Annotated in this window: 14 protein-coding genes; 3 read left to right on the top strand and 11 right to left on the bottom strand. The window is 39.8% G+C overall.

The genetic code is table 11. From position 1 onward, the window contains the following. The first annotated feature begins 93 nt into the window (after positions 1–93). On the top strand, positions 94–495 hold the full coding sequence (locus tag ACSLUH_RS04405) for a methyltransferase family protein (protein ID WP_448565000.1): 402 nt from the start codon (positions 94–96) through the stop codon (positions 493–495). 2 nt (positions 496–497) lie between these two features. Next, a complete protein-coding gene (locus tag ACSLUH_RS04400) occupies positions 498–1,472 on the top strand; it encodes a WD40 repeat domain-containing protein (protein ID WP_448564998.1) in 975 nt (324 codons plus the stop codon). A 167-nt stretch (positions 1,473–1,639) separates the two neighbouring features. On the opposite strand, the gene ACSLUH_RS04395 is transcribed toward ACSLUH_RS04400, so the two are convergent. From ACSLUH_RS04395 to ACSLUH_RS04355, 9 genes are all read right to left on the bottom strand, one after another. Beyond that, positions 1,640–3,382 carry a sugar phosphorylase gene (locus ACSLUH_RS04395; RefSeq protein ID WP_448564996.1) on the bottom strand — a complete coding sequence of 581 codons (1,743 nt, stop codon included), beginning with the start codon at positions 3,380–3,382 and terminating at the stop codon, positions 1,640–1,642. Next, positions 3,372–4,631 (bottom strand): glycosyltransferase family protein, encoded by a 1,260-nt coding sequence (locus tag ACSLUH_RS04390; protein WP_448564994.1) that lies wholly within the window; start codon positions 4,629–4,631, stop codon positions 3,372–3,374. The genes ACSLUH_RS04395 and ACSLUH_RS04390 overlap by 11 nt, the downstream gene beginning before the upstream one ends. Further along, positions 4,624–5,469, bottom strand: coding sequence for an HAD-IIB family hydrolase (locus ACSLUH_RS04385; protein WP_448564992.1), 846 nt, complete (start codon positions 5,467–5,469; stop codon positions 4,624–4,626). Before ACSLUH_RS04385 ends, ACSLUH_RS04390 begins: the two co-directional genes overlap by 8 nt. Next, the gene (locus ACSLUH_RS04380; protein ID WP_448564990.1) at positions 5,469–6,356 is read right to left on the bottom strand and encodes a kinase; all 888 of its coding nucleotides are present in this window, start codon (positions 6,354–6,356) and stop codon (positions 5,469–5,471) included. The genes ACSLUH_RS04385 and ACSLUH_RS04380 overlap by 1 nt, the downstream gene beginning before the upstream one ends. A gap of 237 nt (positions 6,357–6,593) precedes the next feature. After that, positions 6,594–7,310 carry a LytR/AlgR family response regulator transcription factor gene (locus tag ACSLUH_RS04375; RefSeq protein ID WP_448564988.1) on the bottom strand — a complete coding sequence of 239 codons (717 nt, stop codon included), beginning with the start codon at positions 7,308–7,310 and terminating at the stop codon, positions 6,594–6,596. Beyond that, positions 7,295–8,335: a sensor histidine kinase gene (locus tag ACSLUH_RS04370; protein ID WP_448564985.1), complete on the bottom strand. Its 1,041-nt coding sequence runs from the start codon at positions 8,333–8,335 to the stop codon at positions 7,295–7,297. The genes ACSLUH_RS04375 and ACSLUH_RS04370 overlap by 16 nt, the downstream gene beginning before the upstream one ends. Then, positions 8,332–9,747, bottom strand: coding sequence for an alpha/beta hydrolase (locus tag ACSLUH_RS04365; RefSeq protein WP_448564983.1), 1,416 nt, complete (start codon positions 9,745–9,747; stop codon positions 8,332–8,334). Before ACSLUH_RS04365 ends, ACSLUH_RS04370 begins: the two co-directional genes overlap by 4 nt. 195 nt (positions 9,748–9,942) lie before the next feature. Then, positions 9,943–11,526 carry a carotenoid oxygenase family protein gene (locus ACSLUH_RS04360; RefSeq protein WP_448564981.1) on the bottom strand — a complete coding sequence of 528 codons (1,584 nt, stop codon included), beginning with the start codon at positions 11,524–11,526 and terminating at the stop codon, positions 9,943–9,945. A 23-nt stretch (positions 11,527–11,549) separates the two neighbouring features. Beyond that, entirely contained in the window at positions 11,550–11,984 is a 435-nt protein-coding gene (locus ACSLUH_RS04355) for a DUF2141 domain-containing protein (RefSeq protein WP_448564979.1), read from the bottom strand. Between the two features lie 189 nt (positions 11,985–12,173). On the opposite strand from ACSLUH_RS04355, the gene ACSLUH_RS04350 reads away from it, so the two are divergent. After that, on the top strand, positions 12,174–12,983 hold the full coding sequence (locus ACSLUH_RS04350; RefSeq protein WP_448564977.1) for a LytTR family DNA-binding domain-containing protein: 810 nt from the start codon (positions 12,174–12,176) through the stop codon (positions 12,981–12,983). A gap of 223 nt (positions 12,984–13,206) precedes the next feature. Here ACSLUH_RS04350 and ACSLUH_RS04345 read toward each other — a convergent pair whose 3' ends face one another. Beyond that, complete coding sequence (locus ACSLUH_RS04345) at positions 13,207–13,542, bottom strand: 5-carboxymethyl-2-hydroxymuconate Delta-isomerase (RefSeq protein ID WP_448564975.1); 336 nt, start codon at positions 13,540–13,542, stop codon at positions 13,207–13,209. 54 nt (positions 13,543–13,596) lie between these two features. After that, positions 13,597–13,869: a TfoX/Sxy family DNA transformation protein gene (locus tag ACSLUH_RS04340; RefSeq protein ID WP_448564973.1), complete on the bottom strand. Its 273-nt coding sequence runs from the start codon at positions 13,867–13,869 to the stop codon at positions 13,597–13,599. Between the last annotated feature and the right edge of the window lie 39 nt (positions 13,870–13,908).

Here is a 13,908-nt window from a genome sequence, read left to right as displayed (position 1 = left end):
CATTCAAAAACCTTATAATTATAAAACGACATGCTAAAAGCTTTTGAACTCAAAATACCACCGTTATTTCTCACCCTGCTCGTTGGCATACTAATGTGGCTATTAGACGCATCATTTAATCAAATCACTTTGATAAAAACGTTTCGACTCGAAATATCAATAGTGCTTTTCTTATTAAGTGGCTTCATTATCATTTCTGGTGTCTATAGCTTTCGATTAGCAAAAACCACCGTCAATCCAATCAAACCAGAGCAAGCATCAGCGCTGGTGACGTCAGGGATATACCGAGTGACTCGTAACCCGATGTATCTTGGCTTTGCTTTAGCATTATTCGCTTGGGCGATTTTTTTAAATAACCTAAATACCGTCGGCTTGGTTGTTGCCTTTATTATTTTTCTAACTTACCTACAAATCATTCCGGAAGAGCGCATACTTACCAAGGTTTTTGGTGATGAATTTATCAAATATCAACAACAAGTTAGACGTTGGATCTAATCATGAAACAGCTTTTATTAGCCTTATTAATATTAACAAACCTCGCATCCTGCTCAGATCCCACTTTGGTTAATATTCCTGCTGAGGTTACGCAGCGATATGATCAGAAAGTGATAAAAGCCGCTGATATCTCGCAAGATGGGCAATATACCCTTTTAAGCAATAACGAATCAGTATGTCTTTGGGATAATATCGCCAACAGCAAGGTATATGAGTGTATCGCTAGCGCCGATGGACAGTTAATCGAGCTACTAGGCATTAGCCAATCTGGGCAATACTTTTACACGTCTAATCGCATTAACGTGCATTTATACCAACTGGCGACTGGCCGTTTAGTTTCAGTTTGGTCAGCCGGTGATAACATTATTAACGATATCGCACTGTCAGCAGACGACTCCACCATACTTTTTGGTTTTAGAAATGGACAAGCAAGTGTCGTTGGGGTCAAAGAGGCGAGCGTTAAAACCTTTGACATCCATCGACTAGACATTAATAAAGTCGCGCTTTCAGCCAATGGACGATTAGCATTTACAGGCTCAGCCGATAAAACTGCGAAACTGTGGCGTACAACCGATGGTGATATTAAAAAGAGCTTTGAACACCAAATGCGCGTAAATCATGTGGTATTAAGTAACGATGGTAATATGGGCTTTTCGCTAGATGCCATCAGTGATCGGTTTTTTTGGTTGTTGCCCAGCGGAAAACTATTCTCTGAATTAAAAAGCAGTGTTCGCTTTCTCGAATTCAATCAATCACAATTTTCACCCGATAAGCAATGGTTATTAACTGGCGGACCTAATAAAAAGCTGTTGCTGTGGCGAGTGACCACTGGCGAACTTGCCTATCAATGGCAAACATATCAAGAACCTACTCGTCAACGCTCTTCGGTATTAAGTGTTAATTTTATTGATAACCACACCATTGCATCGGTAACCAGTGACGGTGTTTATCAACGTTGGGCTATTCCAAAATCTTAACTTAACCTCGGGTTTTTATGAGAAGTAACACAACGTTAATACGAACAAGCAATTAAAGATACTATACCTTGCTAGCGTACTACATTTTGCTTAATTCAAGGCATCTTGTTGTAGGAATAGCCAGCTATTTCACAGCACTGCATTTCTTAGATAAAGCTAAGGTTAGCCTAGTTAATATTAGCAATCCATACGGTCTGATAAGGCTCTAATGGCATATCTGAGCTAATATCGGTGATTGGCAATCCTGTAATAATGTCATGCCATTGACACGTTAGCACTAGGTTTAATTCATGTAATGGCAACATTTGGGTACTGTCAGTGATATTGCTAATACAAAAAATACTTTGCTTTCGATCTACACTTTGTCGCCAAAAACCAAACAATGATAAGCCCAAATGAAGGGTAAACTGAATGGCATTAGGATGAAATGCCTTTTGCTGAATACGGGTCGCGATCAAACCGTTTAACGCCCTTAATACTCGAGCATGTTGGCTATTATCATTTGTCAGGCACTCGGCAAGTACTGTTGCTTGCCAACGGTGACGATTAATTGCTCGGTTATGATGAGTATTGGCAAGCTTTACATAGTCGTTACCCGTTGCCAACATGCTATGAATATAGATGCCGGGAATACCTTCTAATGCCAACATAATTGCATGAGCGCAAATAAATCGCTCAAAATTGTAATTATCTTCGCCTGCAACGGTACCTTTAAGTGCATCATATAAAGCGATATTCATTTCATACGCCTTTTGATGCCCATCTTCTGAAGTTCGCCACGAAATTTTACCGCCAAAGCCCTGAATCGCTTCAATTAGCTGATTTATTTCTTCTTCACTTAACAATCCTTCAACGGGCCTTAAGCCAATGCCGTCATGAGAAGCAATGAAATTAAAGTAAGTCGTACCATTTTGAGCTGGAGGCATACTCATTAGCCAACGCTTTAAATACAAGCAATTTCCGGTCAGTAAGGTATTGACCAATAAAGGCGGCAACGAAAAGTTGTAAATGGCGTGTGCTTCATTAGCATTACCAAAGTAAGTTAGATTTTGCGTATTCGGAATATTGGTTTCAGTAATAATAATAGCATCATGGCGGGCGTGTTCTATTAAAGTCCGTAAAAGTCTCACCACTTCATGAGTTTGAAGCAAGTTAATACAAGAAGTGCCCGGTATCTTCCACAAAAACGCAATCGCATCGAGTCGAAATATTTTTACCCCAGAGTCCAAGTACTGACGAATAATGACAACAAACTGCTTAAGCACCTCGGGATTACGAAAATCAAAGTCGACTTGATCGGCGCTAAACGTACACCAAACATGTTTAGTCCCTTGTTTGGTTGAAACCTCTCTCAATAATGGTGATGTTCTAGGCCGGATCACTTTTGATAGGTCATCTTCATAATCGGCAGTAAAGAAAAAATCATGTCCAATGCCCTCTCCTTTTATGAAGTTTTCAAACCACATGCTGCGGCTTGAGCAGTGATTGATCACCACATCCGACATTAAATGCCAGCGCTGCGCGATGGCTTCAATCTCCGACCAACTCCCTAAGGCTTCATTAACAGATGAATAATCAATAACCGCAAAGCCATCATCAGAGCTATAAGGAAAAAATGGCAATATATGAACTGAATTAATGTGAGTAGCGATGTACTTATCTAAAAATTCATACAATGTCGCCAATGGTAATTTGTCATCTTCAACAACGCTATCGCCATAGGTGATCAAGACCACGTCTTGCTCTGACCAATGATTGCTATAGGGCATTGGTCCAGGTTGTTGTGAATCAATTCTCATTAATGCAATCAGCTGCTCTGTTAACGCTTCAATCGAGATACTGATATCAATATCTTGATAGATTATCGTTAACTGTTGAGCGACTTTTTGCGCTAGCATACTAACAGGCATTGGCTAACACGGTTTGTTGTGCTTGAATGTTACCAAATTCAGCATTATCTAACTCTACGGCTTGCTTAAGTTCTTCTAACACCGTCGGCATCGCGCTAACAACTCGACTCCACGAAGGTATAAAAGGTGTTTCCATTGGCTGCTCGAGAAAGACATTACCCGCTTTTAATATATTTTTAGCAAACATTTCTACTGCTTTTTCTTCATTATGAATATCGAGTGTTAAACCATTCATAATCGCGTCATTTCGATAAGTTTCGACATAATCGAGTGCAATACGATAAAAAGTGGCTTTTAACGTGCGAAACTTCTCTGAGGTAAAGGTTTCACCATGTGTCGCTAGTTTACGGATCAACGCTTTACTAATATCTATCGACATTTTAGATAAGCCGCCTTGGTCATTATCTAGTGAGAGGTCTTGATGTTTATGATCGTAAGTCGACGCTATATCAACTTGGCATAAACGGTTAGAAGAATAGTTTCGATACATTTCTGATAGCACGCCTATCTCTAAACCCCAATCACTTGGAATACGCAGATCTTTTAGGACATCTCGTCTAAAAGAAAACTCTCCTGCCAATGGGTATAAAAAGCTATCCATATAGTCGAGGTAATCACAAGGTCCAACAGTTTTCTTCAATGCTTTAATCAACGGCGTGACTAACAAGCGAGAAACACGGCCATTTATTTTGCCACTCGCGACTCGCGCATAAAAGCCTTTAGAAAATTCATAATTAAACAACGGGTTAGCGACCGGGTAAAGTAACCTTGCGAGAAGCTGCTTGTCATAAGTTAAAATGTCGCAATCATGTAATGCAATCGACTCAGAACGACCTGATGCCAGAATATAGCCCATGCAATACCAGACGTTGCGTCCTTTCCCCATTTCCTTGGGCGCTAACCCCAATCGCTGTAGTTTCGCATCAAGAGCTTTTAATCTAGGCCCATCATTCCAAAGTACACGATGATGTTGCGGCAATTGCCCAAAGAATTTTAGCGCCTTACGATACTGCTCCTCATCGGCTCGATCCAAACCAATGACAATTTCAGATAAGTACTTCACATCTTTAATTTTGGATAGAATATCAGGTAATGCTTTACCTTCTAATTCTGAGTAAAGTGAAGGCAACAATAATCCTAATGGCCTGACTTTAGAAAACGCTAACAACTCTTCTTCTAGATCAGAGGCTTGTCGCTGTGCCAAATTGTGTAATGTTGTCACTAAACCATTTTGATAGAAATCAGCCATATTGCACCTCTGTAGATAATTGTGAAGGAAGTAATTGAGTTAACGCTTCAGCCCAGCCCTTTGGGCCACAACATTGCGTTTGTAAAGTCGCCTTATAACGCGTTAGTCGAGGAAAATCATGAACAGGAGAGCGAACTTGCACAGCGATACTGGCAGCTTCGAGCATCGAAACATCGTTTTCACCATCTCCTAGCGCAATGGTAATAACATCACTTTGTTGGTATAGCTCGCGATATTGCTGCGCCAGCCAAATCATCGCCTGACCTTTATCACAATAACCACTCACATGAAGGAAACGTCCTCCTTTAACCGCGCAAGCACCCAACTCTGTTAAGTATTCAATAAATTCATTTTGCGATTGGCGATCACCCTGCCAATATAGTGGCTCACTATAATCCCGTTGCTTAGCCTTACTTGCCTGTACAGCCGTTAAGTCGGTCAGCTCACTTAGTTGTGATACTGTTAATTGTGAAAAGCCAGTGTAGTGATGAGTATACGACTGGCAAAAGTGCTCGAGTAAATTTAACCAATGACCTCTCGGTTGGCTAAAAGACTTAATCCAGTAGTCACCATCAGCAATGGTTTCTGATGGTTGAAATGGAAAAGTTTGCTTTGGAATATAAATAGCGGCGCCATTTTCTACGATAAAAGGCGCATTTATCGGTAACTGACCGACAATATCGTCGAGTTCGGCTTTTGTTTTACTGGTATTTACTATCAGCGGAATATTCGCGACTGCCAGCGCATCTAACGTTGAACGTGCTTCATCCATTCGATAGCTATAATGGTCAAGCAACGTACCATCTAAGTCAGTAAAAATAACAACGTGCTCTTTCATTAACTTAACCCCTTACTTTGCTGAGCGATTACTTCTCGCTGCGCATCTAAATATAAGCAACTATCAGCGATAGTTGGGAGTGTTCGAAAGCCATGTTCGGTTAATCGCTGGAAATGTTGGATAAAATGAGCAAGTTGCTGATCATTCATCAACCTATTTTTGTCATTTGAGCACTCAGTATCTTGTGAAAGCTTGGATTCTTGTTCAGCCCGCCATTGATAGACAACGTCAAAGCTGGGTGCCTGTAACACTAACCAATAATCCATCATCGAATACAATGGCTGATAATCACGCTCTAAACTGGTATTCACATAACGACGCCATACACCGTCAGCATCATAAGTCGCTTCAAGTGGATTGACTGGTTCTCGCATTTGTTTTTCAGTTTGTGCCGGTACTCCCCAACACCAACCTTCAACTAAAACCATATCGACAGGGTAATCAATATGGCACCACTGCTCTTGGGATTTAGGGTTATCAGTGGCTTTATCAAACCCTGGGATCTTCAGGTTACTTTCATGTTGAGAAAGCTTCGTTAAAACATCGCTTAATTGAGTGGTATTGTGAGTACCGGGTACGCCGCGAGTAATCAGCAAAGGATGCACTGTTTCTGCTAAGTGCTGACGTTGCTGGCGATCAAAATAAAAATCATCTAAAGACATCGACAACACAGTTAGGTGGTAGCGCTCAGATAGATAATCGGCTAAAAACTGTGCACAAGTTGACTTACCACTACCTTGACAGCCATTGATACCTACAAAAAAAGGGGCTCTTCTAGCCTGTTGAGCTAGCTGGTAAATGCGCTCTGCTTCTGGCTGATAGCATTGTGTTGCTAATTTCGCAAAACTATCTGGTAACCGATGCTTATTCATAAACGCTGTCAACATAGTGTTTTCCTTACCAATTCATAATAGTGAAGCAATCAACTCTTATGCCAGCAAAGCAGAAATTCTAAAATAAAACAACATATCAACGAGTTAGTCGTCTAATTTATGTTGGTTCCTTTTAGAGACTCGACATTGCTTTGCACAAAAATCGTGCATTAATGGAGCGAAACACCATGATAGTGCAGATTGGCAATGAATGACTGACCAGAAACGGATGAAATGCCGCTGAAAATGTTTTTAAAGTGAAAAGAGGTTTTTAAATTGGCTTGTTTGACGACGAGAAACTTCGACAATAGCACCGCTCGTCATCGTCAGTTCTAAACCACCTGAACTACACGCTTGGACCGCAACGACTTTATCCAACTGTACGATACTGCTGCGACTTGCACGAAAAAAGTGTGCTTGAGGCAGGCGTTTTTCAATTTGTGCCAGTGTTCGATGAATCATTGGAGATTTTCTGTCAAAATGCACTTTGGTGTAGTTACCCATGGCTTCAAATTGCTCGACATTTTCTAATGGTATTAAATAACAATTCTGCCCGTCTTTAACAAAGAATCGTTGCTCTAACAGCATTTTAGCTTCTTCTTTGGGAGGTTGCTTGTTGGTGACTTCAACTAATCGCTGGCATGCTTTAACTAACCTTTTTTGTGTTATCGGCTTTAGTAAATAATCAACAGCATTGTTATCAAAAGCGTCGAGCGCATATTGTTCAAAGGCGGTGGTAAAAATAACGTTGGGTGCTGGCATTAACTCGGTTAGCAAATCAAAGCCATTGCCATCAGGCAAATCTACATCTAAAAATATCACATCAATTTTACTGTCATTCAGATACTGGCGAGCTTCTGATAGACTGTTAGCCTCAGCAACCACATTAATATTTTCTATGTGCGTTAATTGTGATTTTAATTCGACTCTAGCTAATCTCGAATCTTCAACGATCATGGCGCGGAACATAAATTTTCATCCAATTTTATCTGAGCTTTAACGAGTTTTCCCTCTTGTTGTAATGAGCAGGTGCCAAACTCTCCAAATAAATATTGAAGGCGCTGCTGGATATTAACAATACCTAGCCCCAAACTATTATCATGGACTTCTATATTTCCTGGATTAGTCACTTCAATAACCAATGTATCGAATGCACTAATACTAATGATTATTTCACCACCCTTTACCTTTTTCGCAATACCATGCTTGATAGCATTTTCAACCAATAGCTGCAACGAAAGCGTGGGCACCTGCCATGAATCGATATTTCCTCGTATATCCCATTGAACGGTTAGCCGATCTTCAAACTGCAACTCATTGAGAGTTATAAAACTTTTTGTTAGCTCTATTTCTTGAGCAAGAGGCCAAAGCTTATCTTGTTTAGCTTGCAATGTAACTCTCAAGACATCGGATAACTGCGCTAAACTTTCTCGCGCTTTTTCAGTGTCTTCCAAAATTAACGCGCGAATATTATTAATAGCATTAAACATAAAGTGTGGATTTAATTGGTTCAGCAATAAGTCCATTTGACTCGTGGCAAGTTGCTCATTTAACTCTCGCTCTCGAATTTGAGCCATGCGCAACGCATATTGTCTTTTTATTAACAAATAGACTGACGACCAACACAATAAAAGGGTAAATAGAAACGGAATAGATGAAAGAATTTGTAGATAAGCATATTTAGCCATACTTCCTAGAATGAGCGCCTTGTTGGGAAGCAAGACAATGGCGAAAACAATAACCGCGACTAGCGTACCGATAACACTGCCCAGCACACTGTACTTAATTACTTGAGGCATAGTGTCGGGGTTGCGTTGTTGATAAAACTTTTTCATAAAGGCACTTGATAACATCAAGGCGATAAAGAGTGTAAGCGAGTTAATTAGTTCGACATGGTTGAAATTAACAAAATACCCGCGTACCAGCATGTTGAGCAGCGTAAAGCTGCCCCACACCATCACTTGCACTAGCCAAAACGAGAGATAATGATTCATAGCGCGCTCAACCAGCCAAAAATATCTTCAGCAACCTGATCTGATATCGTGATTTCGCTTTTACCATACTCAGCGGGCAATCCTGTTTTTGCGGGTTGAAACAAATGATTTAACTCTGGGTAAATTTTATAGTCCAACCATTTTTCATCAACTGACGCGATAAATCCATCGATATTTTGTTTGGCTGGCACCTGTACATCTTTTGCACCATTAAGCGCTAAAACCGGTATGTTGAGTTGCCTTAAATACTGCTGAATATCACTTTTAACAAAATAACGCATCCACTTTGAGGTTAATTGTGCTGCTTCTCCTTGTGCTTGCTGCTCTTGCATGCCCATTTCAAGTAACAACTCAAACAATGTTTCTTTAGCGGTATCATTAGCGATTGCCGCCATTATCTGTTTTTGTTGACCAGAAGCTTGTTGATAAGCATCTTCAGGAACATTTTGCTGTTTTAATATCATTTGAAGTTGATCAACCATCAACTGTTGCCCTGGCGTACCAGGGCCTGCAAGTGAAACAAAAAAATCGGCTGTTTGTGCACTTTGAATCGTCAGCGCGATTGCGGCAATCAACCCCCCCTCACTGTGACCGATAAAGCCAATTTTAGTATCTTTTAGTGCATCGTAGTTATTTAAAAACTCAAGCGCAGCATTGGCGTCGGTTGCAAAGTCAGCACTTGTCGCTGATGCAAAGTCGCCTGTTGATTCACCAACACCTCTATCATCATACCTTAAAACAGCAATTCCATGTTTAGTGAGTTGGTCAGCCAAAACCTTATAAACTTTATGGCCAAACACATCGCCATCGCGGGTTGAAGGACCAGATCCTGATAGGATAATCGCAGCATGCTTTACGCTTCCATTCGGTATCGTCAATGTACCTGATAGCTTATGACCGGCAAGCTTGTTTTCAAAACTCACATCAACGACTTGGTATTCATCTTTACCACCTAACTCTTGAGGCTTTGGCTGACGTTTAGCCACTGTTGCATTAGGGGTAAATTCAATTGGCGCGCTAAATCCACCTTGTTGATATTGAGCGACTATTTTTCCGTTTTGTAATGTTCCTTCAATTGTTATTCCTGCTGCAGTCAGAGCTATCTTAACTTGATTGTCTAAAAGATTTACTTTATCAAAACGAATACCAAGTTGGCCTTGCGATGGCACATCCATAATCGCTGCAACACTTTGTTCCTCCTGTTTTAGCGATAATGTCATCTCTAACGAATGAGATTCATTCACTGGTAATGTACCGACCCAACGTCCAATCAATTCTTGGTTATAGCTTGTCGACGTTTCCATATTCATACTGGCACTAGGCTTATCATCATTTGCCGTAACATTGTCACCACATGCTATTAAGCCAGCAGTAAAAGCTGCAACTATAATCACTGGTATAACTTTTCTCATCTGATTACTCCTTTTAACGTAGGGAACAATCTTACTGCCGATAATCACCGAATAATTGATAATTTATATAAGCGGTCATTTAACCTGTTAAGCGGCGGGTGGACGGTGAAAAAATTGATTAGCTAGTTGTTTAAATACCTTGATATAAACAGCTAGCTATTTCAAAACGAAGTATCTGCCTAAGCACCTATTTATTTAACTGGCAATAAAATTACCATGAAAACCGAGCGGCAAGTGATAAGGTAACCACGCTCTAGCGATAGGTCCTTGTGATAAGCCGCTTAAATCAAAGATATTTAAGCATGTGCGTTTACTAGGCACATGTAAAGCAGTTCCGATTAGATAGCCTTGCCCTTCGACACCTTTGGGGTTGTATGGCACGTGCTCTTCTACCAAGAAGTCTTCACCATAAAAATAGCTATCCAATTTACCTGTGTGTAGGTCTATTGCACGTATTGTATCATCCCAAATACTATCGGCCTGCGTTGATAAGTGATAAAGATAACGATTTTTACGTCCAGTTAAATGAGCCGAAATGCGTGGAAACTCACTTTTCCCCTTAAAAACGTGCGATTTAATTGCACCATTAGAATACAGACTAAACAAGGTTGCTTGGCCATAAGTGGTGCTAGGTTTTTCCTTTCCAGACATGACATCAGACAATTGATGCAAAATATCTACATTGTCATACAAGCTGCCATCAAAATGAATTGTGCCATCAGCCTCTTCCCAGGCATTGCCAAAATGAAAGGCAAACCCAGGTGGCAATTCCAGCCGTTTTTTCACGGTTAAATCATTTTTGTCCACAACGAGTACCGTCATAGGCAAGTTTTTATCAAAACCAATACTTGTGAAGTGTCCGGGAGTCGTCTTATCACTTACTAATGAAGGCAATATTAGCAAAACATGACGATGTGTTATCAAAAAGTCATGCAGCATCAAGCCTTTATAGTTGGCTCTCACGATACCGGCGTTTTTAACGCTACCCAATGCGGATAGGTGGTAAACCACAACATGACCAGATTTGTCTAAGCCAAAATTCCAAATATCACCATTGCTATCGACTTTAGGGTGAGCAGAAAATGGCAAGCCTTTTAGTGTGTTGCCATACTTACCTTTCGCGCCTAGATTAATTTGTTCTTTATAATCAAGCGTCTGACTATCTAACCTAGAAGCAGCGCCTTCTTCCCATAGTGCCCATAAATCGTTGCCAACATTAATAATATTTGTATTGGCTGTATTGATAACGTTTGGATGAGTAACAGCTTTAGCATTGGCTATTTTTGTATCTGGCCCCGAATATAGAAACTTACCAGCAGCTTGCTCTTTGGTGTATTTTGGCGTTTCAATAAATCGCCCGATATGGCTAACCCTACCTTGGGCAATCTCAAAACGTTGCACCATGCCATCACCTTCGAAAACATGCTTATAGCGAATGTTATTTCGTTCATGCTTTGCAGGGCCATTTCTTAAAAACTGCCCTTGTAAATCAAGGGGAATTCGCCCCTCAATCGACAAAGAATCCGCACTAAGGTTCTGCTCAACATTGGCAAAGCCAATTAGTTCTGGGCGTTTTGCTAAGGCTTCATTAAAAAGTGCTTTAACATTAAATGCTGCAAGGTTACCACCAACTTGTCCTTTCGCAAGTGCACTAAAAGACAATGGCAGAGCTGTTGTAAGACTCGCGACACCTAAGCCTTTTAACAATTGTCGTCTGGTTGCAGACATTTTAAACGAACATCGATGTTGCCATTGGTCATTTTCAGTAAATTTATTCATAATGCCTCCCTACTTCAATGAACCTAATAAATAACCGTTGCTGTATTTACCACTTCAACTTGTTCAACTGAAATATCAAACTTCGCATCACGATAATTTACTGGCCCAAAACTCGGTTTGGCGTCATTAGAAAAGCCAAACCCTTCTACAGGCATACCAAAGATGTTGGTTTCTAACTGAGCATTGTCATTTTCATCATGAAAAAATTTTATGGCATATTCCCCAGGAGCTATGCCGTCAAACTTAACGGTAACTTTGCCTTCTTTGGCCGCAACAATTGCTGCTCTTAATGCATTCCCATTCGAATAATTATCTTCCCCTTCAAATAATTGAATGTATAACTTACCTTGCTCGCTTTTTATACCTTCAATATCAAATCTAATCTCGCTTGCCGATGCTGTAATTAAAGATAGACCCGCTAACAATATACTAACTAACAACAATGATTGGCTTTTCATCTAATTTTTCCCTCTATACATATATTTATTTGCGCATTAATTGCGTTGTTCGATAAAGAAGATAAAATGACTAAGTGACAAAACAAAGCGAGATTTCGCCAAATGAAACATATACTTCGTCAATTGTTCTCACAATAAAGTGCCCAACTCACGAATCGCTAAATAAACATTAATAAACAAAAACTTAAAATGAATCCATCTATCAAACAGTTCATATTTAATCTTCTACTTTGTACCGCAATAGGGATGTTTTTAGGCTACTTATCCCCCTTTGGTATGCATGCTTTACCGCGCTCCATTACCATACTTTATTGGGTTTTAATCTGTATTATGGGCTATTTAATTTATAGCTCATGCATAAACGCTGGCGAACACTTTCTTAGTAAGAAAGTAAATCACCTCTGGATACGTATTGCTATCAGTTCGACCGTCGCAAGTGCATTGATGTCGTTAGCGATCCCTTTTTTAGATTGGGCGATTTTTGATAGTACAATCAATCCTCGCTATCAATTTGTAACTATTTTTCCTAAAGCAATTATCATAGGAGGAGTGGTAACCCTTATCATGTTATTCAAAGAGAGTCTTATAAAACAACGAATAGCGTTACGAGAAACCCAGTCAAAATTATCTGCTCAGCAACAAGCCACCAACCAAATACATGACAAAAATTTTCAACAATTTATTGAACAATTGCCTATCGAAAAACGTGGAAAGTTATTATGTTTAGAGATGTCTGATCATTACCTTAAAGTGCATACGGATAAAGGACATCATTTATTGCTCATGCGTTTCAAAGATGCACTCAAGCAACTGGAGCATTTTCCCGGTATTCAAACCCATCGTTCTTGGTGGGTGGCTAAAGATGCTGTTGCTTGCACGCAAAAAGATCGGCGTAAGCTCGTGGTTGTTTTAGAAAATGACTTGCAAGTGCCAGTATCAAAAACCTATCAAGATGACGTAAAACAAGAGTTACTCGGTAAAAGCTTCTCTAAAGAATAGAGGATCTAAATGCTTTCTATAGTAACCTCAGGTTTGTATAAGAAATAGCACAAAAATAATAAAATCAAACACTTAAACTCACTGTCATTTTCTAGCTGGCTACTTTTTACTTAATTCAAGGCGTATTGTTGTAAGAATAGCCAGCTATTTCACCACAATATAACGCAGAAGTAAGTAAAAATAGGCGTTAGAAATGCATTCCTTATGCAGAGCTGAGGTTATATTAGACCAAGGCTTTTGCATAACTATCGCGATCGATATCAATAACCTCAACAGTTAAAGACGCATCACGTAAGCCTATTAGCTTGAGCTTAGAAATAACACAATCTGACAAATGACTTTTTTGTTGCTGATTACGGCCAGAAAGTATTCGCACATTAACATGCACAAAACTCTGGCGCTCTTCACCAGTTTGATAATGTTCATAGGCCATGGTTCTAAGCTTAATATCGCTGCCATCAGCAGCAAACAAATTAGCGTTCAACGCACCTAAATAAACTTTTTCGATAAGCGGTTGTGCATCGATATCACTAGAATGCTCTATAATACAGTGAGGCATACCCTATTCCTTAATAGATGAATGACCGTGAGGTCTACTTGTAAATAATACCGGTTATTTCGGCGCTAGTCCCATATCATCCAATTTCAACAATATGTCTGTCTTTTGAGTCTTTGCTATTTCTTGCCAATGCTTTCCTTCTCGCGCACCAATAATGGCATAAATAGAGTTTAATCCAGTACCTTTAACGGTTAATTTTAACTGCTTATACAGTTCAAATGGGTCAATAGCCATGAATTCTTCTACGGAGTGAATACCAACCTTTGCTAATATTTCTTCACTTTTAGGGCCAAACCCTTGCAAATCTCTTAATCTCGTTTTTCTCATTATTATCTAGATTACTTACCAATATCAGAGGGTTTCGAT

The organism is Thalassotalea ganghwensis, from assembly GCF_053485795.1.
This window is presented reverse-complemented; position numbering and strand designations above follow the sequence as displayed.